Below are 26,145 nucleotides of genomic sequence, written 5' to 3'. Positions count from 1 at the left end.
TTATAATCGTTTTTATAGTGATACCCCCCACAACTCATTTGGGATTGCCAATGACATCAGGGATATATAATAAGATTACACGCCATGCTGCCAAAAACAATCAAGCTGAATCGTTCAAGCATGATCTTTGAAGGGATACAAAGCTACAAACTATTTATCATTTTTTAATTGACTTACGCAAAAACAATCATGGTTTTTTTACATAATTGATACATTTTATGCATCAATGCTAATAACTTAGTTATAGTTTAAAACGAAAGTTAACATAGACTAATATTGTCGTTTCATGGGCAAGGCCGTTACTAAAATAAACAAAAGCCCCGCCGCAACAACCACTGATGGTCCTGTTGGGGTATTGTAATAAAATGACAAAGCAATACCCAGGATAACAGCCAGACAACCTAAGCCACTTGCCCAGAATGCCATTTTCTCAGGAGAAGACGCGAGTTTTCGTGCCGTTGCTGCAGGAATGATCAGCAGGGAGGTAATCAGAAGTACACCTACAATTTTCATTGCAACAGCAATAACCATAGCTATCAAAAGCATTAATACCATGCGCATAGTATTTACTGGAATACCTTCAACACGCGCAAGCTCTTCATGAATGGTGATTGATAATAAGGGGCGCCATAACCAGCAAACCAAACCAAGCACCAATATTCCACCACTATAAATCCATATCAAGTCAACATTATTTACTGCTAGCAAGTCACCAAATAAATAGCCCATCAAGTCTATACGGATGTTTTCCATCAGACTGACAATAACCAACCCCAATGAAAGCGTACTATGAGCAAGAATACCGAGTAGCGTATCAGTTGCAATATTACGATTTTGCTGAAGTGCCACTAATAATAACGCCAGTAATATACAACAAATAATGACCGCAATATTCAACTGGACTTCTAACATTATGCCTAGCGCAATGCCCAACAATGCTGAGTGTGCAAGCGTGTCACCAAAATACGCCATCCGTCGCCAGACTACAAAGCAACCAAGTGGACCAGCAATAACTGCAATGCCCACCCCCGCTAAACAAGCACGTACTAAAAACTCAATCATTGTGGATAACTGCTCCATTCGTACTATGGGTATGATCATGATGGTGAGCGTATACTGCAAACTCACTTTCTTGCTCACCAAATAGTGCAATAAATGCAGGATCATTTGTCACATGTTCTGGGTGGCCCGAGCAACACACATGTTTATTCAAACAAACTACCTGATCTGTCGCAGCCATAACCAAATGAAGATCATGAGATACCATTAATACGCCACAACCCAGCTCCGTGCGTAATGCTGTTATTAATTTGTACAACTCTCGTTGCCCTGTAATATCAACACCTTGAACTGGCTCATCCAAGACGAGTAAATTTGGCTTTTGCAATAATGCTCTTGCTAAAAGCACTCTTTGCATTTCACCACCAGATAACCCATACACAGGTTGATCTACTAAGCGTTCTATTCCAACTTGTTGCAAAACCCTTGAAATATCAGCCTCTTTATCTTTTCTTGCCAGCCGTAGAAAATGTTTAACTGATAAGGGGAGCGTAGGTTCAACACTCACTTTCTGTGGCATATAGCCAATGGTCACATCAGCACGCATCTGTCGTGTTCCAGAAGTTGCTTTTAACAAACCTAGTACCACTCTAACCAGAGTTGTTTTTCCAGCACCATTTGGTCCTATGAGCGTTACAATTTCATGCTCCGAGATGGCTAGTGATACATTTTGTAGGATTGACTGGTTTGCATAGCGAACATTGATATCTGTGAGCTGCAGTAATGGTACCGTCATAAAGCATCCTAAACCTGGCAATTTGGGCAAACACCCACCACTTCAACCATTTCGTGGGAAATCTCAAAGTCATATTCACACGCAACCTGATGAATACTTTTGCTCACCTTGTCACTGTGTAATTCCAGGGTTATACCGCACTGGTTACAAATCAGGAAATAGCCTTGGTGTAGACACTCTGGGTCAGAGCAACCAATAAAAGCATTGAGTGACGCGATTCGGTGAATGAGTCCTTGCTCTAGTAAAAAATCTAACGCACGGTACACAGTAGGAGGTGCAGCATTTCGCCCATCTTCTTTAGCGAGTACGGCCAGAATATCATAAGCACCCAATGGCTTATGGCTGCGCCATACCAATTCTAATACGCGCAGCCGTAACTCAGTCAATCTTACTTTATTACGTTGACAGACTGTTTGCGCCTTATCCAACGCACTCGCAATACAGCTAGCATGATTATGAGGTATCAACGCTGTTGGGTTCTTGGTATTCATGCGGAAAGCAAACCTGAAACATAATTGTTATAATATAACATACTAGTGTAACATGCACACTCCCTGTTTAAAATTCCGGTGATCAGACGTCCTATGCTGCCTAAGTTTCATCTCTTATTACAACTTATAAAAAAGCGCTTTCAGCCTAAACTAAACAGAATATCGAAACTTTATACTGTCTGCAGATCGAGTTTTCATAAACGTTTAACTCAAGGGCTGGGAATTTGTGTATTAGCATTGGCAACTACACCTGTTAATGCGGCTTTACCTTCCCCGCCAAAAGTTGTTGCTTCAATAAAGCCCATCCAATTGATTGCTGCAGCCATTACCGACGGAATATCTTCACCTGAAGTATTGTTACCTCCTGGCTCATCTCCTCATCATTTTGCATTAAAGCCCAGCCATATTCGGCAAGTCACAAACGCTGACTTACTCATCTGGGTTAGCCCCTCTCTTGAAAGCTTTTTACCTAAACTCCTTGAACAAAAATCGCCCCACTCAACATTAAAACTAATCTCACTACCAGACATTACGTTATTGCATGACATTCATGACCATGGTGATAAAGAAGACCATGCCAATGGGCATGATAAGCACCTACTGGATATTGACCCACATATTTGGTTAGGACCTGATAATGTATTAGTGATTGCTCAGCATATAATGCTTAAATTAAGTGATATGGATAAAGAACGAGCTACTTTGTATCAAAATAATTATCTGAGCTTCAAACATAAACTTAACGACTTAAATAAAACCTTCAAGCCTCAACTACAGCCTGATTCACTTTTACCTTTAGTTGTTTTCCACAATGCATATGGCTACCTTGAACACTACTACCAATTACCTGTTGTAGATTATGTAAGTGCATCGCCAGAAAGAATGTTAGGTGTAAAACAAGTTGTTTCACTTAGAGAACACCTTAAGTCCCTAGGTAAAAGTTGCTTATTTGTAGAACCACAATTTAACAGTGCCATTGTTGATAATTTGGTTGATGAACTCCCCGTTACTATTGCGTCCCTCGATCCACTGGCCTCTAATATAACAGTTAAAGGGGATTCGTATATCGTCTTTCTCAAGCAGATACTGACAACAGTGAGTCAATGCAAACATAATAAATAACGTTTATCTCACCGTCCTCAGCCTAACCTAAACGCCTGTGAATTATTTTTAACTCTCTATAAGCTGCTGCAACGCAGCTTATAGATTTACATATTATTTACACTTATCTGAATTTTTTCTTAACCCCTATCCACTTTTTCATTTTTTTCTAGTAGCTTGACTATACTCACTCCGATGTAGTATCAGAAAATTAGTCTTTATTGGGAGATAAATCCTGTTTGCATGACCGCAAACAAATTAAAACAACCGTCATCGTTTTAATCACTTAAATGTCTTTACTCAAAATAAAAAAATGAAACAGTAGCAGGTTTACTCTTACTATAAAGATAACTACCCCCTTTACTTTGGGTAGCATAAGCTCCTCGGGCTTCATCACTTGATGGCCGCCCCCTTGTGCCCTAGGGGTATAAAAATCCTTCGCTGAGGGTATATTAAACTAACGTGTTGACTGTCATTAAAAGCTTTAAAACATAACTGGTTAAATATTTAGTCTGATCTATTATTAGAAACAAAGGATTATACTACAAGGAAGGTATTGTGACTTCTGCTATAAAAGAGTTGAGTAAACCTCTACAGCTCTATGAAGAATATATCAATACACGCAAACAAACTGAGTTGCTGTGCAACCCTTTAGCTATCGAAGACTACTGCCTACAAGCAATCACTGAAACAAGCCCGGTAAAATGGCATTTAGCACACACAACCTGGTTTTTTGAAACTTTTTTACTTAAACGTGAGCTTAAAAATTACGAACCATACCATTGGTCTTTCGAACAATTATTTAACTCTTACTATCAAGGGGTAGGTACGCCCTTCCCTAGAGAAAAACGTCATTTACTCTCTCGTCCAACGGTGAGAGATATTTATAACTATCGCCGTTACGTTGATAACGAGATGAAGCAATTACTTCACAGGTGTAATCCTTCCTCTATAAGCTACAATGATATTTTATTTCGAACTGAGCTAGGGCTTAACCACGAACAACAACACCAAGAACTACTCTTAACTGACCTGAAGTATAATTTATTTCAGAATCCTCTCTATCCTGCCTATGAAGAAATCTCCGACCCTACTCATAATGAAACCCCAATGTTGGAGTTTATTGAATTACCTGGTGGAGAACATACCGTTGGTTATCAAGGTCATGCATTTGCATTTGATAATGAAATACCAGCCCATAAAGTTTTTTTACCACCCTATCGTTTAGCATCTCGACTAGTAACCAATGGTGATTATCTGGAGTTTATTGAAGACGGAGGCTATCAAACACCTGCCTTATGGTTAGCTGATGGTTGGGACTGTATACAACGTCATCAATGGCAAGCACCACTGTATTGGAAAAAAATGGAAGGCGACTTTTTCGAATACACCCTCGCAGGGCTTCGTCCATTGGATTTAAATTTACCTGTAACGCATATTAGTTTTTATGAAGCTGATGCCTATGCCCGATGGACAAATTGTCGTTTACCTTCTGAGTTTGAATGGGAAGCTGCAGCATCAACGACACAAAAAAATGGTAACTTTTTAGAAAGTGGCCACTATCACCCCCAAGCTGCTCGCCTAAGTAATGGCATACAACAGTTGTTTGGAGATACATGGGAATGGACTTCTTCCAGTTATCAAGCCTATCCAGGCTTTCAAACCTTTAGTGGCGAAGTTGGTGAGTACAATGGCAAGTTTATGTGTAACCAAATAGTGCTTCGTGGTGGTTCATGTGTTTCACCTCGAAGCCACATACGCGCCTCGTATCGCAACTTTTTTTACCCTCACCACCGCTGGCAATTTAGTGGTATTCGACTAGTAATGAATTAAGCAAGAGTTTAGCGTCATGACTGCAACTAAAAAAAAAATACAGTTTCATGATTTACAGCCTAAGCTGGAAAGTATGAGAGATGAGGTGTTTGCAGGTTTATCTGCTCACCCCAAACGGTTGCCAGCAACGTACTTTTATGACCAGCGTGGATCAGCTCTTTTTGATAAAATCACACAGTTACCAGAATATTACTTAACCCGATGTGAAATAAGCATACTGCAACAATACGCTAACGATATAGCCAAACATATTGCCCCCGAAAGCATTCTAGTTGAGTATGGCAGTGGTAGTAGTCAAAAAATTAAAATTCTTCTGGAAGCAGTACAACCCGCTATTTATATGCCACTGGATATTTCCAAAGAACATTTACTTAATTCAGTAAATTCTTTAGCTAACCACTTTCCTGACCTGGCAATCCATGCAACCTGCGTAGACTATAGCAAACCCTGGAAATTACCCACGTTAAGTGACCTTCATAAACCATCAATTGTTGGTTTTTTCCCTGGATCAAGTATAGGAAACTTTGAACCTCGTAGAGCAATAGAGTTACTACGACGGATCCATGATGCTCAAGGAAAAGGCAGTCATTTGTTAATTGGTATCGACTTATTAAAAGATGTTAAAGTGCTTCATGCAGCATATAATGATGAACAGCAAATAACCGCTCAATTCAATTTAAATATTCTTCATCATATTAATCGTGAACTAGACGGTAATATAACGGTCGATTACTTTAGCCATTGTGCTTTTTTTAATCCTAAACACGCTCGCATGGAAATGCATTTAACCAGCAATCTTGATCAAATTGCGCATATTTCGGGCAAGGCATTTCATTTTCGTATGAATGAAAATATCCACACGGAAAACTCTTACAAATATTCACTGAATAGCTTTGAACAACTGGTTAGAATTGCTGGATTTAAAATAGATGCTATATGGTCTGATGACCAAAATCGGTTTGCTATCGTTAACCTTTACGCGGTGTAGCTCGGCATGCCTTTCATATAAATTAAAGCCGTATTAACTATACAACGTGATATACAATTAGAGTCACAAGCCTTCCCTGGCCAACACAACTCAGTGTAATTTAAGGCGTGGACGAATTACATGATTGATTTTATCATTCAGCCAGATAAGGCTTGTTCTAAAAAAACCATGTAACGCAATCTGATGGAGTCGATAAAGTGAAACATACATAAACCGTGCTACCCGGCCTTCTATCATTAAGTTTTTACCCGTTAAATTCCCCATTAAGTTACCCACACTGCCATATCGACTAAATGAAATCAGTGAGCCACGATCTTTATACACATAAGGTACAGCATCAAGTCCTTGCAATCGCCGCTTCAACGTCTTGGCTAATACCGTGGCCTGCTGGTGTGCAGCTTGAGCACGAGGGGGTACAGGTCTATCTGAGTCAGGCTGTGGACAGTTAGCGCAATCCCCCAACGCAAAAATAGATTCATCTTGTGTTGTTTGTAGTGTCTGTTTTACAACAAGTTGGTTATTTCGGGCTGTTTCCAAGCCATCCAAAGTGGTTAAAAATTCAGGCGCTTTAATACCTGCTGCCCAGACTTTTAGCTGTGCAGGGATAAACTCACCACTTGCCAACTGTAAACCATGAGCCTGCACTTCTTTAACAGAATCATGGGTAACCACTTTAATGCCTAAACGCTCCAACTCTTTTGTTGCCGCTAAAGAGATTCGCTCAGGTAAGGCAGGTAAGATACGAGGAGATGCCTCAATTAAAGAAATATTGATATCATCACGAGAGATATGGTTCAGACCATAAACAGGTAACTCCCTTGAAGCCATTCTTAACTCAGCAGCAAGCTCTACTCCAGTAGCACCGGCTCCGATAATCGCAATATCTAATGATACCTTGTCATAATTGGCTTTAAGAAAGCTATTCAGCAAAACTTTATGAAAGCGTTTAGCTTGGGCAAAGCTGTCCAAAAATAAACAGTTGTCAGCAGCACCAGGGGTACCAAAGTCATTTGTCTGACTGCCTACAGCAATCACTAAACTATCATAGTTAATGATTCGCTCACCAATGACTTCACCTTCCTGCTCATCAATGACAGGCGCTAAACGAATTTGTTTTTTGTCCCGCTCAAGACCAACCATTCGACCAAGCTGAAACTCAAAACCATTCCACTTAGCTTGTGCGCGATAGTTTACCTCATTTGCCGTATAATCCATTGAGCCTGCAGCTACTTCGTGCAGCAACGGTTTCCAAACATGGGTTAAATTAGCATCAACTAAGGTGATTCGAGCCTGTTGTTTTCGGCCCAGTGTTTTTCCCAACTTCGTGGCAAGTTCAAGACCGCCAGCACCCCCACCAATAATTACTATATGATGGCCATTTTCTTGTATGCTCATAAGGTGTTTTACCTTTAACGAATGATAAAACTTGTCTACAAACACGTATAACTGACATTTGTATCACTTGGGGCATACTCCAAAGAGCCATCCCATTCCTCACCACAATTATACTTCCTGCTAAGATTCACAGACTTCAAATAGATTTAAGTCTCAGTCAGGTTCTTGTTGGGTATCCGGCCAATTATTTACGCGTTTGCTCCACAACACATTGTTACTTGTGTTGCTTTCAAAATCATTCCAAGTGCTGGTGGCTAATATGGTCCTAGCAAAATGTCACTCTCATCAAGCTTTTCGTATTGTTTTTCTGTTATAGAGAGCAACGATTGAACGCTATAGCCTGTATTATCTTATTTTTAATTATGTAACTACTTTTTATTAACCTTAGCTCCTAGTTTTGGGTTATTTTCAAGCTAAACGTTTCAATATCAGTGAATTAAGTCTGTTATCCATAATGATTCCAAAAATCTATCAAACATAACTTCACAGACTAATGATCAAACAGAATACTGATAAAACACCACAAATTGATCATGAAACGTACGTCTAACTACTCCTAAAACTATCACGAAGGGAGTACTGGCTGATTGTAATTGGTAGAGAGATGATTGGAAAGGCCATTGATCCCCGTTATCACACTTATAACATAACATCACCCACTGAACTCACAGCTACCTCCTCCACAACAAGGCCTCCCTGTTGCACAAGGTGGTTCATTTGTTCTGTAGGCATGACTCGACACAACATTACCACCTGTTGCAAGCTTAATAACCTCAGCATTGATATCTGTATCTCCAGGAGCAATATTCGCTAGCTGACAAAGTACTCCCCAAGTAAGAACTTCTTCATTCATACCATGAAATACTTCAACAACCTGCCCATTACTTGGACAACGATAATCATACGTTGGCATTGCCAGTACCCCATCATCAATTGATTAAGCTTTATATACGCTTTGTTACAGGTAGAGATACCTGAGTTATAGCTTATATGCTACCAAAGGCCATAGTGATGGAGAAGGGTGATTTCCCCCCCCCCAAAAAAACGATATGCTTTCAGCTCTCATCATAGAAGCCCTATTTTCAAGCTTCTTGTGAAAGCAAAAAAATAGGCTGCATTAAGCAGCCTATAAAATTAATCAAACCTAGGGATCAACTAATTATTGAACGATAATCACATCATCTGGAGTTGGAGGCGTTGGCTCATCAGGAATTGTTGGTCCTCCTGGTTTACCGGGACGATCAGGATCACCAGGTTTGCCTGGCTTATCAGACCGTCCCGGATGCAGCAGTTTACGCAACTTTTGATACTTGGAGATTGTTAGTTCTTCCTTCAAACTATCCATTGAAGGTCTGGCAGCTTTATGCACGTTTTGCATTAACTGCTTCAGTTGCTCTTCAGTCACACCCGCTTCAGCAAAAGCCTTATCTTTTTCAGCTTTAGCCTCAGTAACCAATGTTTTAATATTGGTGATTTGTTCCGGCGTTAACTCTAAATCATTTAGAATTTTATCAATATCTTGTGACTCAGCTAATTTAAAGACAATCATCGGAGATATAAAACCACCACCATGATGACCTGGTCTAAAATTTTCTGTGTCAGCCTGAACAAAACTAGCGAGCGGTAAAGCAGATATTACAGCTATACCAATATATTTTTGGATTCTTTTTAAATTTACACTTTTCATCATAACTTCCTTTGTTTCCTAATACATATTTTCAATATACGATTACTCAGCGTAAATTAATTAGAATTATTCCACACTTAGCCTTACTTAGTAAGGCTTATGTATTTTTTGCAAAATAATTTTGGTTAAAATAAAATCACCTATCATAAACTATACAACACATACCAAATTTTTAGCGCAGCGTGATTTATACCAAAAACAAATTGATAACAAGAAAGAATAATACCAAGAAACCTTATAGAATAAGAACCATTAACTACAAACCAATAACTAAAATAACACTCACTATAATCTTAAAATCAGAACCACTATACTTTACTGATTTCATACTGAATCATGGAGCAGCACCTTGTAAAATCAGGAAACAGCTTTTCAATGTATACTAAATCATCTCCCCACACCTTATAGTAAGCTATTATTATTTTTTCACCAAAAATAGTTGCAAACGATGCGAACAGTGAAAGTTCTTTTAAATAATACAAAACACCTTCTGATACATTTATTCTATTTATCTTTCTATTTTTGGCTCTGGAAGACATGTAACGGTAGGTTATCGTATTTACAGCCAACTGGAATTCCTGATTAGAGTTATACTCCTCTAATATTAAGCATAAATTATTTTTATACTCCATATTTCTTTCTATTTCACTCAACCAATCAATAATTCTGAAATTATCAATACTTAGGTCAGTTTGCATAATATTTACTGCACGATCCAGTCTATTATTAGTTTGATTTATATCTCTTTTAGCTTTTTTTCTTGCCATATCAGCGGGATAACCAATTCCAATAAAATTGTGAATATGGATTTCTCCAGGAACTAAAATATAAACAAAAGGAGAGTGTTTGCACATCCCAGATAAAATGCTAATTATGTTGCTCTCACTGAAATAGCCATTACCAGGACTAATACCCACAAGGATACTTGTTTTACCAAGTTTCCCGTACCCTTTTTGATATAATTTATTATGATTATTAACAATTGACACCCGATTAATCACATTATTATACATAACCATAGCTAATATCCCTATCACCTTAAGTAAAACCCAAGATATAAAAATATTAATAATGCAACTTTATATATCACTTCGCTATCTCGTTAATTCATTCACTACTAACGGGACGCTCAAAAGTGCATATTTCAACCAGGAAAAAACACACTATCAAAAACGAAAAGATGCTCACAAAAAATACTGCATACGGTTTAATTATCCACTACCTCATACTTCATTACCAAACATATTTTGAAATTTTAATTGTTTCATTAATTACAAATTATAAGACACAAACAACAAGTACAATTTCAAAATAATAATCATTATTATCTTTACATATCCCCTCCTCACAGCATTACTATATTTAGTACAAATACATAGTGGAGTTTTTCCGCAAGCTTGGCCTTTAAGACTAACAATAACAGCCTTAATTTTTATTAAAGCGCTCTTGGTGGTTACAGCGATGATGGATGTAGTCAACAAGCACGAAAAATGTGTTGACAACGGATAAGTATAGCTTCACTTTACTCGTAAAGAAAAATAAACATAAAATTCACTACAAACGAACATATGTTTTATTATTTTCTAAATTCTTTTACAACCGTGACCCACAATCAAACTTTGCCCTCCAGTTTGAGGGCTAACCTGGATTTGTGTACTAATTCTTTCCTTTAGTGCTGTTACGTGTGAAATAACTCCAATTAACTTATCCTCTTGCTCTAGTCCAGCCAGAGTTTCCAAAGCAATATCTAGCGCCTCTTCATCCAAAGAGCCAAAGCCTTCATCTAAGAACAATGAATCAACCCTCACATTTTTACTTGCCATATGAGACAAACCAAGGGCTAATGACAAGCTAACAATAAAACATTCCCCCCCTGAAAGGTTTTTAGTAGATCTTACCTCTCCTGCCTGATAATTATCTACAACATTCAGCGCAAGTGGTTGTTTTTCATCTCTAATCAGCAGATAGCGGTCTGTCATTTTCTCAAGTTGTCGATTCGCATGTGAAACCATTCGCTCAAACGTTAGTCCTTGAGCAAAGTTTCGATATTTTTTACCATCAGCAGAGCCTATCAATGCATGTAGCTTTTCCCAACGAAGACACTCTTTTTTTTGCGCTTCAATTTTATTTTGTTTTTCCTTAACACGTGCTTTTGCCTCACTATTTTCAGCTATCTTATGTTTCAGTTCAGCAATATTATCTCGTAGTTGTGTAAATGATTCTTCAAAACCCTTCTGCTTAAATTCCAGTTCATCAAGCGTCAGGTCAGTAATATTTTTACTAATTTCTGTTGCCAAACGCATTTCTCTATCTTTCTGCTTATGTTCTAACTCAACTCTCTTCTTTTCCAATTCCCTCTCTTTCAGCTGCAGTCTATTTCGTTCGTCTACAGACAATCTAGCATCAATAAATACCTGCTCATTGCTAAATGATTTTTCAGATAACAACGCCTTAAACTCAGATTCTTTTTTATTTAAATCTACTTTCTTTTTAGCAATTTGTATTTTTAAGTCCTGAATCTTTGATTCAGATAAGCTTAATTGCTGCTGCCCTGAAATATAATTATCTCTAGCATTTTTTTCTTCAAGCTCAGCATCACTAATAGATTCACTTACTCGACTCTCTTCTTCATCTGCTTTTTTAGAGCCAAATAAATCATGACGTTCTTTGTGCAATGCTTCCAGCTCTATTTGAAGAACACTTAGTTCTGCTTGTTTATCATTAAGAGATGAGTTATGAGTTTCAAGTACTGCATTAATCGTTTTAATTTCACCATCACACTGGAGTTTTTGTTGGCTTAACACCTCTTTTTTTTGTTTCTGGAGTTGCCAATTCGTTATTCGTTCTTTAAGTTGTTTAAGTAATATGACTGCATTAAACTCTTGCAATTCTATTATATTTAGAGGCTTTAATTTATCGCGTATCGAATGCTTCACTTCCTCATACTCCTGAGTCAAACTACTCAGCAGAGTATTTATAGCTAAGCATTCTTTTTCTATCATTTGACGCTCACCACTTAAAATAAACTGTCTTTTTTCTGCGCTTACTTGCTCTTGTTGATATTTATGTTTTATCTTTTCTTGCTTATTAATATCCTCTTCCAATAAATTCACTTTTTCAAGTAAATCTGTTAATGCAGCAATCTTTTTTTCACACTCTTCTTTTTCTGGAACATTTCCCAATGCATAAGGATGGTCTTTAGCACCACATAATGGACATGGTTTTCCGTCTTCCAGTCTCGTGCGTTCAGATTCAAGATCCGAAATTTTTTGCAGTAAAACTATTTCCCTATACAACATTTCTCTTTCAGCAAAAAACTCCCTAAGCAGTCGTCCATTGAGCAGCGCCTCTAGTTCTTGCTGTTTCAACTGAATTAAACCCTCTGCTTGGCACTGTTTCTGACCAACTTGTTTTAGTTCTTTATTGATAGACTCCAAGCCCTTGTCTGTTTCACTTAAACGACTTATAAGCCTTTGCTTTTCTGATTTTTTTTCTAATATATCATGTTGTATTGTGTTAAGCCTTTCTAGTTGAGTTTCTACCCCTGTATATCCACTCAAAAGCCACTCATCAGCCTGATGTTGGTCTAAATATACCTCTACAGCGTCCAATTCATTTTGTAATGAATGATACTTACTTTTATAGCTTTGGAGACGGTCACCTTCACGCAAAATAGTTTCAGACACTTTTTTACAACCATCTTCACAATGGCTTATTGCCTGTTTTTTGTTTGTGAGCTGGTGATCAACTGAGCGTACTTTTTGAAGTAAAGGCACTAGTGCTTTTTGTGCCTTTTTAATTTCAATAACCTTTTGCTCTGTTTGTTTTAATAATGTTTCTTTTTTCGATACATCTAACTGCAAATTTGGAACTTTCGTTTCTTCACTATTTAGGCTTATTTGCTCAGTTTCTAGTAGTTTACGAACCTCATTCAATACCGCATAGCTCCCTTCAAGCTCAGAAGCCTTTAACCCCTGTTTTAAGCGCTCACGTTCTTGTATGAACTGTTTACTCTCCAACTGAAATTTTTCTTCTTCATTATTAAGAAGATTTATTTCTTTCCGTAACTCATCTATGTTTGTTAACCATGCAATGGCTTTCATGTTTTCTTTTATTTGTGTTTCTATTATAAGCGCTTGCTGTTCCTTTATTGCCATTTGTTGCTTAATACTGCCTTCCTGTTCTTCATCTAGTATATTAATTCCTGTCACTTCGGCCTGAAGAAAATTTAGTGCTTCATTCTCTTTGCGTGAACGCTGATGAACATGAAGTGAAATACTGGAATAAATTTCAGTACCTGTAATTTGCTCTAAAATTTTTGACTTTTGTTCTGTATCTGCTTTAAGAAATGTGTCAAATCCACCTTGAGCCAGAAGAATGGAGCGAGTGAAACGATCAAAATCCATTCCTGTTTTCTCTTCAATTACACCTAGAACTAAGCTTTTTTTAGTCTCTATCGTTTTTCCACTATCAGCATCACTAATCTCATGTCTAGCTTCAGCAAGTTTACCTAAGGCTTTTTTTCGTGCGCGATGTTGCCCCCAATGACAACGGAACCGCCCTGCTTGAGATTCAAACACTACTTCGGCATAACATTCTCCCGTTTGCCGAGACATAATTTCATTACCACTTTTTGTTATTCTTCCCAGTCGAGGTGTAGCGCCATAGAGAGCCAAACAAATAGCATCTAAAATTGTTGACTTTCCTGCCCCTGTTGGCCCTGTTAGTGCAAAAATACCATTGGCTTCATATTCAGGATGAGTAAAGTCAATAAACCACTCACCATACAGTGAGTTTAAATTTTTAAATCTAAGCTCCAGAATCTTCATTACCAGCCTCTCTATTCAGCATTTATGTCTTCTTCATGGAGAGACTTTACGATTTCATTATATGCACTTATGAGTTCAGCGTACTCGTCAACAGGAATATTGTTAGCTTGCAAACACCGCTCAAACACTTCATTTACATTCAGATCATCAAGTGTTTCTTCCTCCTGCATCGTTCGCATGACAGCTTCTATAACCCGTTTATCCTTTATTCTACGGATTTCCATAGCAGATCCTTTCAGCGCCTCATTACACATATCACGCAAATTGCTAACAATCTCCTTACCGATATACTCAATCTCTAACCATGCTGAGCTTTTATCTGCTTTAAGTTGCTCAATGCTAGCTAAAATCGCAGCGAATGAGCCTGAAATTCGCTCCAACTTTTGAAAACAAGGTATATCTAACTCATGAATTAAGGCTGTCCTGTTATCACTGTTGTCAAATTCAACAATAACCACCTTCTTTTGTTGGGATGCTTCACCATAGCCCATTGGAATTGGTGAGCCACAATAACGTATGTGGTGTGTATCAGCGACACACTGTGGAATATGTAAATGACCTAGTGCAAGATAGTCAATCGAAGATGGAAAAACATTTTTTCCAACATGAGCTAATGACCCAACATACAACTCCCTGACACCATCACCTTCTATTGTCTTCCCTCCCATAGTGAAAAGGTGTCCCATTGCAACAATGGGGACATGTGTATATCCAGAACTTTTGTAGCTTGCTTGTTTTTGTTCAGCAATAGCACACACCTTTTCGTAATGATGCTTAACCCCCTCGACAAGTTTTGTATTTTTTTCTTCAAGTGTCTCACCTGGCTCTACCATACGGATGTCTTTGTCCCTTAAATAAGGTACAGCACAAATAATTGCGTGTGGTATTTGCAACTCATCATACAAAGTAATGACTTCATCTTCAGGGCTTTCTGTAATAGCGCCAACCACATGCACATTTAATGCGCGTAATAGTGTTTTTGGTGCATTGAGAAATGAAGGAGAGTCGTGATTCCCTGCAATAATTATGATATGCCTACAACAGGTTGCAGAAGCATCGTACAGAAAACGATAATACAATTCCTGTGATCGATGACTGGGAGTACTTGTATCAAATATATCGCCAGCAACTAACAAAGCTTCAATGTTATGTTGTTGGATCGTCGAAATAAGCCAGGATAAAAATGCTTCGAATTCTGCATAACGTTTCTTGCCATACAAGGTACGTCCAAGATGCCAGTCAGAAGTGTGAAGAATTCTCATCAGTACTGATTTCCTTACAATAAATCTGTTGCAGTATAACCTGCCAATACAGGTAAACGATGTGAACTAGTAAAAGTCACGATTTTTAAAGGGTTTGATCAAGGCATATATACGGGATCCACCCTTTCTACTATTATCTTATGTGATATTAAATATCTGACAGGATAAGTAAATGGCTACAGTAGTAATCAGCCTCTTGGGAACAGTACTTGATCAAAAGGGCCGTGGTAACAATCGTTGGGATAAATGGCGCCCTAACGTGGCTGTTTGTATGCACCCTGAACTCAGCATTGACCGATTTGAAATGATTCTTCACCCCAAATATACACGTATGGGGCAAAAAGTAGCCGAAGATATTAATGAAGTATCACCCAATACCGTAGTTAACATCCATAAAGTGAGTTGGGAAGACCCATGGGACTTTGAACAAGTCTACGGAGCTTTACATGACTTTGCGAACAGCTATACATTTGATCGCGAGAATGACGAATATTACATTCATATCACTACAGGCACTCATGTTGCTCAAATCTGCCTCTACCTCCTGACTGAAGCACACTATTTTCCTGGTAAGCTTTTACAAACTTCGCCTTCACCTAGTGCTGGCGCCAAAGGGCAATACCACATCATCGACTTGGACTTATCTAAATATGACCAAATAGCTCAGCGTTTCCGTCATGAACAACTGACAGGAGAACAATTACTAAAATCTGGTATTTCAACCCACAATGCTCAATTTAATAAACTGATCAACCAACTTGAACAAGTCGCTATTCGCTCTTCTGCACCTATCTTACTCACAGGTCCTACTGGTGCAGGAAAATCACAGCTAGCCAGACAAATCTACACACTAAAAAAACAACGAGGGCAAGTTAAAGGTGAGTTTGTCGCTGTAAACTGTGCAACATTACACGGCGATAACGCTATGTCGACGCTTTTTGGTCATAAAAAAGGGGCATTTACAGGGGCACTACAAACTCGTTTGGGCTTATTAAAAACGGCACATGATGGACTGTTATTTCTGGATGAAATAGGCGAGTTAGGACTTGATGAGCAGGCTATGCTTTTGAAGTCTATCGAAGAAAAGACATTCTACCCCATGGGAAGCGATCAGCCTATTCAAAGTAACTTCCAGTTAATCGCTGGAACAAACCAAAATTTACACAAAGCTGTCTTGGAAGGGAAGTTCAGAGAAGATTTACTGGCTCGTATTAACTTGTGGAGCTACGAGCTACCAGGGCTTCGAGAAAGGATTGAAGACCTTGAACCAAACCTTGAGTATGAATTACAGCAGTTCGCCAAACAGCATGGCTCCTTAGTAACATTTAATAGTGATGCAAAACAGTTATTTTTAAACTTTGCTTTATCACCAGCTGCATTATGGAAAGCTAACTTCCGGGATCTCAATGCATGTGTGTTAAGAATGGCGACCTTAGCACCAGGAGGGCGGATTACTGAAAATATCGTACAAGAAGAAATTCTCCGACTCAAAAAAGCATGGCAATCGCCAACACCATTACTCGATAAACGAATTAGAACGCTTCAGCAGTTCCTTTCTAAAGAAACGCTAGAAGAAATTGATCTTTTTGATCAACAACAGCTTTTGTATGTCATAGAGGTATGCTTGAGCACTAAAAACTTAGCTGAAGCCGGTAGAAAGTTGTTTAATGTGTCCAGAATGCAGAAAAAGACTACAAACGATTCCCACCGCCTGAGAACATACCTGGGAAAATATAACTTGAGCTTTGAACAGCTTCATTCATCAAGTGTTTCATAAGTACAGGCTTAATTGCTCCTAGCCATTGAGCATAACCTGTCTGATTTAGATGCAGTTGATCGTTTTTAAATAAAGAGTGTATAAGTGTTTGATCTTTGTCCACAAAGAGTCCAGCGCTATCAATAAATATCATGTTTGGTTTTCTGTCTGCATAGTTTTTAATCAGCTTATTGGCTTGTTGAATTGTTGGCCATAAATGCCAACGCTTTGGTGTAGGATTTATCGCTATGTAAAATACAGGTACTGAAGGTAATCGCTTATGGATTTTAGTGACTAAGAGCTTCGTTAGCTGCAACACTTCTTTTGGAGGTTTAGGTGTGGGAGGCTTTATATCGTTTGAGCCAACATAAAGTACAATCGCCTGAGGCTGGTAAGCAAAAATAACTTCTTCAATATAATAGATCACATCATTTAACGTTGCTCCACCAAAACCACGTTTAATAATACTAAATGGAGCAAAGTCATCAGCGAGTGTCTCCCAAAGGCGAATACTTGAGCTACCAACAAATAATACGCTACCAGCCTTAGGTGAATCCTTTCTGTCTTCTGCTTGAAACGTTGCTATTTCTTCTTGCCATATTAATGGAGAGTCAGCATCTGAGTTTAAGCCTAACTTAAATCCAATCGCTAAGCATGTAACCATCAATAAAACGACAGTTACAACTTTTCGTTTACTCAGTGATTCTGTATGTTTTTTATTTACCATCCAGTAGGCAGTAGGTAATCGTTTAGCATGCGTTTAATACTGATACTTATCAGTATTCTATTAAATCATTTTTCTTACTTAGATAGCGACTCACTTCAAAGTCAAAGTTCATTGTATATGATAAAATACTACGACTCGTTTAGTTTTTATGTTGTCATATTACATCGTGTATTACCATGTAGAATACAAACCTTAAGTAAACAAAGTATAAACTCAAAAGCTAACATCTTTTGATTGTGTCATAACGTCTTTAGTATGCAGTGCGAATATCCGAAATATTACTTAAAATATTATAATAGTAACTTCCCTAAGCAGTCTTTTTTTCGTAAGCTTTTTACCATATAAAAAAAGCGGCTAAAAATAAGGTATGCACTAGCCAATTGATATCAGTGCACCAATCATGTTTATCGAAGTACACTTACGATTTAACAAACAACGAAGATATGACAAATCATTTTTTATTCACATTCACCTGTATACTCCTTATCTTCATAACAACATTCCTACTTAGTTCATGCTCAGCAAAGAAACAAGTGAGTACAGTTCAAGCTTTTGTAGAAACCAGTCATGATGATAAAAGTCTATTTATCGATAGAGCATTAAATAAATCTAAAACTGTTTTGACTGATATAGGCTTCTCTTGTAAAGGCGGCGTTTTTTCACCTGATAGAGTGTTAATTTGTCAATCGAATGAAACGTCACTTTTATCTTCAGCAGAGTCAATTATTTCTGTATCACCAATTGGCAATAAAGTACAGATTAAAGAGTCAACTATCGTAGTCTCTTATAGTATGCCTAAGAATAATTCCTCTCTGTCATCTTATGCAATAAGATATCTATGTAATGAGCTTAAAACAGAGAACAACTGGTATATTAACACACGCTAATTGTTAACCATTTATTACAATTCAATTTTATTTTTAATGTGCAAAAATAATGCTTGCGCTCTTAATATTTTTTCTGATACTAATGACTTGATCTTTATCAACAACAGAACTAACCAGAACATAGTTTGATTAATTAGTAAAAGCACAATTAGAGCTATACCATTCAGCAAAAGAGAGATTAGTGCTTAGTTAAAAATATTACCCACAAAAAGTTTAAGTTATTATTTACTTATTGGTTAAGCACCTCTGCAGGGATTAATCAGCAGCACTTTTTTGAGTATTATTTTAAGCGTAATTTATACTAGTATTTTGCTCTAACAAGCACCAAAAGTGCATTAGTGTTAGTTAATTCCAAAAGAATAATAAAATAGCGGCAAAAATATCTACCGCTTAGCCTGTTGTTTGTAATCCATAACTGACATGTGAAACAAAACAATTTAAGCGTATTCATTTAATAGTGTCTACTCAGTTTACAAATCGATAATGTTATTATTTTTAAATTTATTCAGCATTTAAAATATTAATAATATTATCTTCACTAATGAAAACTACCATCCTTGCCTACCAATTAGGTAAATACCAAGGAGTGTTAAATGAGAAAAACATTAGCAGGCTTTGTCTTATCATGCCTATCTTCTGTAACCTTTGCTCAATCAGAGTTTGTTGAAATAGCCCCTATTACTCGCGAACTTGCTAAAGATATTGCTTTACAGAGTGAAGTTATAGATAGTCAATTGCGCCAGAATATTCATCGTTATCAACAATCGTTGAGCTTACAGCAGCTTACTTCTACTACCAATAATCAAAATCTAAGTAAAAAAGTTTCCGCCGCAAACCTGTCCCTTTCGGAAAGAAAAGGCATTGCAACATACGAAGACAATTTATTACAAATAAGATTAGCTGATAAATCAATGCTTGCTGACTGGGAGGCTGGTGACGACTGGTTAGTAGCTTATGTACCAGATGGTAATGAGCAAAACTGGTCAACCATTGAAGCATTTGATAAAGAAGGAAATGTGCACTATTTAGATCCAAATGAAATGCCTGACATACCTGTTTTTGTTATCGATATAAATAGTAAAAAAGATTTACAGGCAGGCTTGAAAGTTCTAAACCAAGAAATAGCAAAAGCAGGATTAAAGTTTAATAAAAAAGATCTTCCTCAATATAGCAGTGGTAACAACAATCAAAGAATGCGTGAAACAGCTAAGTTGACGGAAATACGGTTAAACAAAGATCATGAACCTTGGGTTCTTGGCAGCTCTGAAATCTATGCCATTGTTTCAGGGATTAATCCAACAAAAAACGAGGCAGTACTCAGCGTTGTCGACATGCCTTACCTAGATGAAGATAAAAAAACCTATTATCCAAATCAAATCATGCTAATGTGGGGGCAATATCGCTTTGGGGCTGCCAATATCATGTTGTATGAGCATGATGACAATTACAACTATAAAGAACTTTCTAAGCAACTGATTGGGGCTGTTAGTAAGATTGTATCCGCAGCAGGACAACCAGAAATTGGCATTCTTATAGGAATTGGTCAAGCTATTGTTGAAGCAATGCCTGATAATTGGTTTAGCAATGAAGACGACTATGTTGATTCTTTCTATACCTTAGAAAGAGCTAGAAGTTATAGTGCCTATTATGGAGCCTCAAGCAATGCTCAAATAACACTTGTGCCCTATACATTACCCTACTAACTTATTAAGAAGAATATAGTACCACTCATGCTGCCCTAAACACTTTCTTTTTAAATGTATTAGGGCAGTATTGACTTACCCAGCACAAGTAGAAAAGGTTTGATCCAAAAGAGTAATCTGCTTGTGCTGTAACATTAATCTAATAGCTTCCTTACCTTGTAATCGCCCCACTCCTGCCGGCGTTCCTGTTAAGACGACATCACCTGGTAATAAGGTAAACTCAGTTTTAATACTTTCTAATAACGCTGTGACAGAAAACAACATATCCTTAGTCAGCCCGTGTTGTCGTAACTCTCCATCAATCCAACAAAAAAACTCAACATCCCCTAGAGACCAAGCAGGGTTGTAACCTACAAAGTTTGTTATAGGGCATGAACCATCGAAGGCTTTTGCTCGTTCCCAAGGATGTCCTTTTTGCTTAAGCGTTGTTTGTAAATCTCTAAAGGTTAAATCCAATGCTAAGCCAATCCCTGCAATCGTATCAATTGGATTCGTGTTGGTATAAGCCGACAATGGCTTACCAATCAATAGTGCTAGTTCTGTTTCATAGTGTAAGCGACCTTTACTCACCGGAATCTTCACCGAAGAAGTGACTTCACTATAAGCAGTTGCTGGTTTCATAAAGAGTAATGGCTGGTCTGGTACAGGATTATTCAACTCAGCAGCATGGTCTGCATAGTTTCTTCCAACACAAACAATTTTTCCTAATGGCCACTCAACCTGCTGTTGATTATCCCACCGTAAAAAATGAACCACGCTCTCCCCCACCTCATTGATTAATAAGTGAAAATATCTTTAAAGCTCATCTACTCTTTCAGAGAAACTTGTTCGTAAGCTTTATTCTTCACATAAAAGTCTTACTGACTATTAAAAACCTTATGTCACATGTTAATGAAAAGAGTAAAATTGCCAGATTAGTACATCCTGGCATATTATCTTTATAAATACATAAGCTTTTAGGATGACCGCTATGACGCCAAAACGTTTGCAACCAGACATGGATGAGCTTCTGAAAGTCATCGATGATGTAGAGGCAGCTGATGAGTGTACTACAGCAGAACTACGTCAAATAGCTGACGAAATAAATACAGCTATCAATTCTCCCAAAGCTGAGCCTCCCATTGAAGCACTCAAGCATCGTCTAGAACAAGAAGCCATTAAGTTTGCAGAAAGCCACCCTGCTATTGCCTCTGCAACACGGCAAGTACTGGATACTTTAAATAATATGGGAATATAGTCCTAGCAAAACGTTCTTTGTCTGATAGCACTGTGCCTAAATGAATAGCCCATTAGGCACAGTCAAACAGTTTTACTTCTATTTACAGGTCAATCAACTTACCAGGATTCATAATATTGTTTGGATCGAAGATACACTTGATAGCCTTCATGTATTCAATTTCTACAGCACTACGAGTGTATTGTAGAAAATCTTTTTTCAACAAGCCTACACCATGCTCTGCTGACACCGAGCCTTGATATTTTTCCACAATTTCAAAAACCCACTGGCTAACATGGTGGCACTTTTCTATAAAGCTTGCTTGATCTAGCTGCTCAGGCTTTAAAATATTTAAGTGAATATTGCCATCACCAATATGACCGAACCAGATTATTTCAAAATCAGGATAGTGCTCAGTAACAACCCGTTCAACCTCAGCAAGAAACTCAGGCACTTTTGAGACAATAACTGAGATATCATTTTTATAAGGTGTCCACTCAGCAATAGTTTCAGAAATATCCTCTCGACAACGCCAAAGGTTCTGCAATTGAGTCAAACTTTGACTCATCACACCATCCATAACCCAGCCCTGCTCCAGGCAGAGTTCAAAAACCTCCATTGCTTGCTCAGCAATTTGTTCATTTAAGCATTCAAATTCCAGCAACGCATAGTAATCTACCTGAGTCTCAAATGGACGCTGAACATCACCTTTTGCCACAACCTTTTGCAGCGCTTTTTCTGAAAAAAATTCAAATGCAGTTAAGTCAATTTGTTGTTGGAAGCTATGTAATACATTCATGATAGAGGTCATATCTGATACCCCTAGCAACAACACTGTGAGGTCTTTTGGTGGCCTTACCAGCTTCATCGTAGCCTCAACAATAAAGCCAAGTGTCCCCTCTCCACCTATGAATAACTGGCGTAAGTCATAACCTGTATTATTTTTAACCAGTGCTTTATTTAATGAAAGCAACTCACCTGTACCCGTTACAACCTTTAACCCTGCAACCCAGTCTCGGGTCATACCATAACGAATAACTTTAATACCACCCGCATTGGTTGAAATATTTCCGCCCATCTGACTTGACCCAGCCGAAGCAAAGTCAACTGGATAAAACAACTCTCTCTCCTCGGCAAATGCCTGCAGTTGTTCAGTGATTACTCCTGGCTCACAGATCACAGTCCGATCTATAGGGTTGAAGTCTGTAATGTTATTCATGTAGTCAAAAGCAACTACAACTTCTCCAGCTGCTGCAACTGCACCACCACTTAGTCCTGTCCTTCCCCCCGAAGCAACAAGGGCAACATTATGCTTATTGGCAAACCGAACCAATGCTTGCACTTCAGGAATACTTCTAGGAAATACAATGGCTAATGGGGCAGGCTTATATGCTTTTGTCCAGTCCTTACCATAGTAGCTAAGTGATTCGGCATCAGTAAGTATCTTACCCTCAACAATGACGTCCTTTAGTTGAGCTATGATTTCCGCTTGACTCATTGGTTTACTCTCACTAACGTTCACTTTCTCACGATCCTTATCCCTATTCAGCTTTTCTCAAGATGTGACTGAATAAGTTTCATCCTTTTACTTGCTCATAATTCTGACACACTATGGTATGATTATCCCCCCTTATAGTTTGCGAAATGAGCCATCGATGCAGAGAACGTAGCTAGATACACCAACTTTGTTACCTATTACGCTCAAACTAACTATTTGTTAAACAGAACGTGCTAATAAAAGGATTTAAAATGGTGTGTGCGCTCTGCTGATAATAATAATGCTTACCATGTAAGCTCGTTGTACCGGACTATGGGAAAAACCTGTCTCTCTGATGAATTCATGACCATGGTAACTTCCTGATATGGCCACTACATCTTTGGAAAAAAACAAAATTAAGTTTTTACTGTTGGAAGGTATTCACCCTTCAGCGATTGAGCTACTCAATGCTAATGGCTATACCAATGTTGAGCACCTCTCTACAGCACTGTCTGAAGAGGAGTTAAAAGAAAAAATTGCAGATGTTCATTTCATTGGCATACGCTCACGCACACAATTAACGCCGAAAGTACTTGAAGCGGCTAACAAACTCATTGCAGTTGGCTGCTTTTGTATTGGTACTAATCAGGTAGACTTATCCTCTGCCCAGGAGAAAGGGATTGTTGTCTTTAACGCTCCCTTTTCAAATACTCGATCCGTTGCTGAACTTGTCCTTGCAGAAGCAATTCTGTTACTTAGAACTATTCCGGCAAAAAACATGAAAGCCCATCGTGGTGGTTGGGAAAAGAGTGCAGCCAATGCCTATGAAATTCGTAATAAAAAGATAGGTATTATCGGCTATGGTAATATCGGTAGCCAGCTAAGCGTAATGTCTGAGTCGCTTGGTATGGAAGTTTACTTCTATGATGTCGTCACCAAACTACCTTTAGGTAATGCCACTCAGCTGGCAGATATGAAAAGTTTACTTGGTCTCTGTGACATCGTTACACTTCATGTCCCTGAAACACCATCCACAAAATACATGATTGGGCCTGATGAGATCGCAGCAATGAAGCCTGGCAGTGTACTGATCAATGCTTCTCGTGGCACAGTGGTAAATATAGATGCATTAGCCGAAGCGTTACGTAGCCAAAAGCTACTAGGTGCAGCGATTGATGTTTTTCCTGTCGAGCCAAAGTCTAATACTGAAGAGTTTATCTCACCATTAAGAGGGATAGATAATGTTTTGCTAACCCCACACATAGGTGGAAGCACAGTAGAAGCTCAAGAAAATATAGGGAAAGAGGTTGCAGAAAAACTTGTGAAGTACAGTGACAATGGTACGACAATCACTTCTGTTAACTTCCCTGAAGTTGGCCTGCCCTCACACCCTGGACAGCATAGAATTCTCCATATTCATAAAAATATTCCTGGTGTACTATCAGAAATTAACCGAATATTTTTTGAAAATAATATTAATATCAGTGGACAGTTTCTTGATACCAAAGATAAGGTAGGTTATGTAGTTATCGATGTTGAAGCAGAACAAAGTCAAATAGCCCTAGAAAAACTTCAACATGTCAATGGCACTATCCGCTGCCGTGTACTTTATTAACAATCAGTGTACATAAAAAGCCAGGCAAGATGCCTGGCTTTTTTGTTTTAAGTACTTTGTTTATTCTCAATTAAAGGCTGTTCACTAGGCCCATCACAATCCTCTTTTTTATCCTTCATAAACCACCGTTCCATCGTTTTCGGTTGGCATTTTTTCACTAAACAAGCCAAGCCCCAAATAAGCAATAAGCTAAATATTAATCTCACAAATAAAATTCCTGAGATATGCCCCCCCAATAAAGACGTTAAAATAGTGTCTTCAATTAAGCTATGGCATATAGATAGCAAACTCATTGCTAAAAAAATATCCTTTGCTGAAACATGTCCCTTATTCGCTTCCTGAATTAACAGTCCGCCACCAAAGGTTAAACCTAAGGTTACCCCCACAATAGTAATTGTTGTCGCTTCTTCAGCAATTCCAATTCTTTTTAAAACTGGCTTCAAAAGAAATATTAAAATTCTTTCAACCCCAACCAAGCGTAATATCTTTAGCAATGTAACTAGAGAAAAAATAACACCAACAATTTTAATTAAATTAAGAGTTTCATTTTTAACCCACCCCAACCACGAGTTATCTATCTCTTGAGGCTCAAAAATAATAACATTCGCCTCTTGTAACCAACTTCCACTGCTGTAAATAACATGCAACACATAAGCAAAAATAAAGGCTCCAATTAGCCGTAATAGGACAACAAATAAAACACGTAGACCTGCTAATTGTGTAATTCTCACCTCAATCGGCAAGCCATGTGCTAATAACATCAAGGCGCTGAGCACAGTTACTTGAGCCACAGTCATAGGTTCTTGCATAGAAAAGAAAATAACCATGCCACCATAAATATTCGTTACAATCGTTGTTGCCCAGACTAGCCCCATAGACGATGGCAAGCCTATCAACCCCATTAATGGCTCTAATGCCATGCTAAAGTACTCAATGAAACCAAGTTCTTGCATTATCTTTACGATAATCAACACAGGAATCATGACTTTAAAAAGAAGCCAACTAAGGGAGAATGTGTCTTTGATTATTTCTTTAATAAAGGCGTACAACTTAAACTGTCTGTCCATGCCAATCATCTCTACAGCCAACGCTAGCGTCTCGTCCGTGCTCAATTACTTATTGAAATAACAGCCTATCCAGTCCAGTAACTATGTATCTTTACAGTTTGCTAATAAACATAATGTACTAAGTCTTACTGGTTGAGCAAAACACGGCACAGATATAAGCGAATAAGAAAGGAAAATAGTTTTATTAACAAGTGATGTTATCACTTATTAGTACGACAACTAAATTATAACGAGAACTGATACTAGTTTAGAAGGGGCTTTTTTATTACAGCCAAGAGAATAGATATTTATTATTACGAAATCATAAACGACATAA

At 38.0% G+C, this 26,145-nt stretch carries 21 protein-coding genes; 8 read left to right on the top strand and 13 right to left on the bottom strand.

The features are described from left to right. Window positions 1-270 precede the first annotated feature (270 nt). Genes znuB through KCG35_RS15960 form a run of 3 tightly spaced genes read right to left on the bottom strand, consistent with a single transcriptional unit; the run spans window position 271 to window position 2,286 of the window. Window positions 271-1,062, bottom strand: a complete 792-nt coding sequence (znuB, locus tag KCG35_RS15970; RefSeq protein WP_215820810.1) for a zinc ABC transporter permease subunit ZnuB — start codon at window positions 1,060-1,062, stop codon at window positions 271-273. Further along, window positions 1,055-1,795, bottom strand: a complete 741-nt coding sequence (gene znuC, locus KCG35_RS15965) for a zinc ABC transporter ATP-binding protein ZnuC (protein WP_215820792.1) — start codon at window positions 1,793-1,795, stop codon at window positions 1,055-1,057. The genes znuB and znuC overlap by 8 nt, the downstream gene beginning before the upstream one ends. 8 nt (window positions 1,796-1,803) lie before the next feature. Further along, entirely contained in the window at window positions 1,804-2,286 is a 483-nt protein-coding gene (locus KCG35_RS15960; protein WP_215820791.1) for a Fur family transcriptional regulator, read from the bottom strand. Window positions 2,287-2,523: 237 nt separating this feature from the next. Between KCG35_RS15960 and KCG35_RS15955 the strand changes: the two genes are divergently transcribed. The 3 genes from KCG35_RS15955 (at window position 2,524) to egtD (ending at window position 6,208) form a co-directional block, all read left to right on the top strand. Continuing rightward, window positions 2,524-3,408, top strand: a complete 885-nt coding sequence (locus KCG35_RS15955; RefSeq protein ID WP_215820790.1) for a zinc ABC transporter substrate-binding protein — start codon at window positions 2,524-2,526, stop codon at window positions 3,406-3,408. A gap of 537 nt (window positions 3,409-3,945) precedes the next feature. After that, window positions 3,946-5,220, top strand: a complete 1,275-nt coding sequence (gene egtB / locus KCG35_RS15950; RefSeq protein ID WP_309227408.1) for an ergothioneine biosynthesis protein EgtB — start codon at window positions 3,946-3,948, stop codon at window positions 5,218-5,220. A gap of 16 nt (window positions 5,221-5,236) precedes the next feature. Continuing rightward, entirely contained in the window at window positions 5,237-6,208 is a 972-nt protein-coding gene (gene egtD / locus KCG35_RS15945) for an L-histidine N(alpha)-methyltransferase (RefSeq protein ID WP_215820789.1), read from the top strand. A 90-nt stretch (window positions 6,209-6,298) separates the two neighbouring features. Here the strand turns inward: egtD and KCG35_RS15940 are convergent, their stop codons facing one another. The 6 genes from KCG35_RS15940 to KCG35_RS15915 all read right to left on the bottom strand — a co-directional run bounded on the left by KCG35_RS15940 (window position 6,299) and on the right by KCG35_RS15915 (window position 15,381). Further along, a complete protein-coding gene (locus KCG35_RS15940) occupies window positions 6,299-7,603 on the bottom strand; it encodes an NAD(P)/FAD-dependent oxidoreductase (protein WP_215820788.1) in 1,305 nt (434 codons plus the stop codon). Window positions 7,604-8,255: 652 nt separating this feature from the next. Continuing rightward, on the bottom strand, window positions 8,256-8,516 hold the full coding sequence (locus tag KCG35_RS15935; RefSeq protein ID WP_215820787.1) for an FmdB family zinc ribbon protein: 261 nt from the start codon (window positions 8,514-8,516) through the stop codon (window positions 8,256-8,258). A gap of 246 nt (window positions 8,517-8,762) precedes the next feature. Then, the gene (locus KCG35_RS15930) at window positions 8,763-9,293 is read right to left on the bottom strand and encodes a hypothetical protein (RefSeq protein ID WP_215820786.1); all 531 of its coding nucleotides are present in this window, start codon (window positions 9,291-9,293) and stop codon (window positions 8,763-8,765) included. Between the two features lie 305 nt (window positions 9,294-9,598). Beyond that, window positions 9,599-10,309 carry a tRNA-dependent cyclodipeptide synthase gene (locus KCG35_RS15925; RefSeq protein WP_215820785.1) on the bottom strand — a complete coding sequence of 237 codons (711 nt, stop codon included), beginning with the start codon at window positions 10,307-10,309 and terminating at the stop codon, window positions 9,599-9,601. A 564-nt stretch (window positions 10,310-10,873) separates the two neighbouring features. Next, complete coding sequence (locus KCG35_RS15920) at window positions 10,874-14,119, bottom strand: AAA family ATPase (protein WP_215820784.1); 3,246 nt, start codon at window positions 14,117-14,119, stop codon at window positions 10,874-10,876. 11 nt (window positions 14,120-14,130) lie between these two features. After that, entirely contained in the window at window positions 14,131-15,381 is a 1,251-nt protein-coding gene (locus KCG35_RS15915; protein WP_215820783.1) for an exonuclease SbcCD subunit D C-terminal domain-containing protein, read from the bottom strand. 172 nt (window positions 15,382-15,553) lie between these two features. On the opposite strand from KCG35_RS15915, the gene rtcR reads away from it, so the two are divergent. Then, window positions 15,554-17,158: an RNA repair transcriptional activator RtcR gene (rtcR, locus tag KCG35_RS15910; protein WP_215820782.1), complete on the top strand. Its 1,605-nt coding sequence runs from the start codon at window positions 15,554-15,556 to the stop codon at window positions 17,156-17,158. Here the strand turns inward: rtcR and KCG35_RS15905 are convergent. After that, window positions 17,073-17,864, bottom strand: a complete 792-nt coding sequence (locus tag KCG35_RS15905) for a GDSL-type esterase/lipase family protein (protein WP_215820781.1) — start codon at window positions 17,862-17,864, stop codon at window positions 17,073-17,075. The two genes, rtcR and KCG35_RS15905, sit on opposite strands and share 86 nt — an antisense overlap. A 533-nt stretch (window positions 17,865-18,397) precedes the next feature. Between KCG35_RS15905 and KCG35_RS15900 the strand changes: the two genes are divergently transcribed. Both KCG35_RS15900 and KCG35_RS15895 read left to right on the top strand, forming a co-directional pair. Next, on the top strand, window positions 18,398-18,751 hold the full coding sequence (locus KCG35_RS15900) for a hypothetical protein (protein ID WP_215820780.1): 354 nt from the start codon (window positions 18,398-18,400) through the stop codon (window positions 18,749-18,751). A 593-nt stretch (window positions 18,752-19,344) separates the two neighbouring features. Further along, entirely contained in the window at window positions 19,345-20,454 is a 1,110-nt protein-coding gene (locus tag KCG35_RS15895; RefSeq protein ID WP_215820779.1) for a DUF3103 family protein, read from the top strand. A gap of 75 nt (window positions 20,455-20,529) precedes the next feature. On the opposite strand, the gene KCG35_RS15890 is transcribed toward KCG35_RS15895, so the two are convergent. After that, window positions 20,530-21,210, bottom strand: coding sequence for a fumarylacetoacetate hydrolase family protein (locus KCG35_RS15890; protein ID WP_215820778.1), 681 nt, complete (start codon window positions 21,208-21,210; stop codon window positions 20,530-20,532). 214 nt (window positions 21,211-21,424) lie between these two features. Here KCG35_RS15890 and KCG35_RS15885 point away from each other — a divergent pair, with 214 nt between their 5' ends. Continuing rightward, window positions 21,425-21,691, top strand: coding sequence for a DUF4404 family protein (locus KCG35_RS15885; RefSeq protein WP_215820777.1), 267 nt, complete (start codon window positions 21,425-21,427; stop codon window positions 21,689-21,691). A gap of 82 nt (window positions 21,692-21,773) precedes the next feature. Here KCG35_RS15885 and KCG35_RS15880 read toward each other — a convergent pair whose 3' ends face one another. Further along, window positions 21,774-23,168 (bottom strand): D-2-hydroxyglutarate dehydrogenase, encoded by a 1,395-nt coding sequence (locus KCG35_RS15880; RefSeq protein ID WP_215820808.1) that lies wholly within the window; start codon window positions 23,166-23,168, stop codon window positions 21,774-21,776. Window positions 23,169-23,532: 364 nt separating this feature from the next. On the opposite strand from KCG35_RS15880, the gene serA reads away from it, so the two are divergent. Further along, window positions 23,533-24,762 (top strand): phosphoglycerate dehydrogenase, encoded by a 1,230-nt coding sequence (gene serA, locus KCG35_RS15875; protein ID WP_215820776.1) that lies wholly within the window; start codon window positions 23,533-23,535, stop codon window positions 24,760-24,762. A 47-nt stretch (window positions 24,763-24,809) separates the two neighbouring features. On the opposite strand, the gene KCG35_RS15870 is transcribed toward serA, so the two are convergent. Further along, window positions 24,810-25,829, bottom strand: coding sequence for a hypothetical protein (locus KCG35_RS15870; RefSeq protein ID WP_215820775.1), 1,020 nt, complete (start codon window positions 25,827-25,829; stop codon window positions 24,810-24,812). Window positions 25,830-26,145: the final 316 nt, after the last annotated feature.

Source organism: Zooshikella harenae (assembly GCF_018837975.1).
Classification (GTDB): domain Bacteria; phylum Pseudomonadota; class Gammaproteobacteria; order Pseudomonadales; family Zooshikellaceae; genus Zooshikella; species Zooshikella harenae.
The sequence above is the reverse complement of the archived record's forward strand: the minus strand, read 5'-3'. Positions and strand labels throughout refer to the sequence as shown.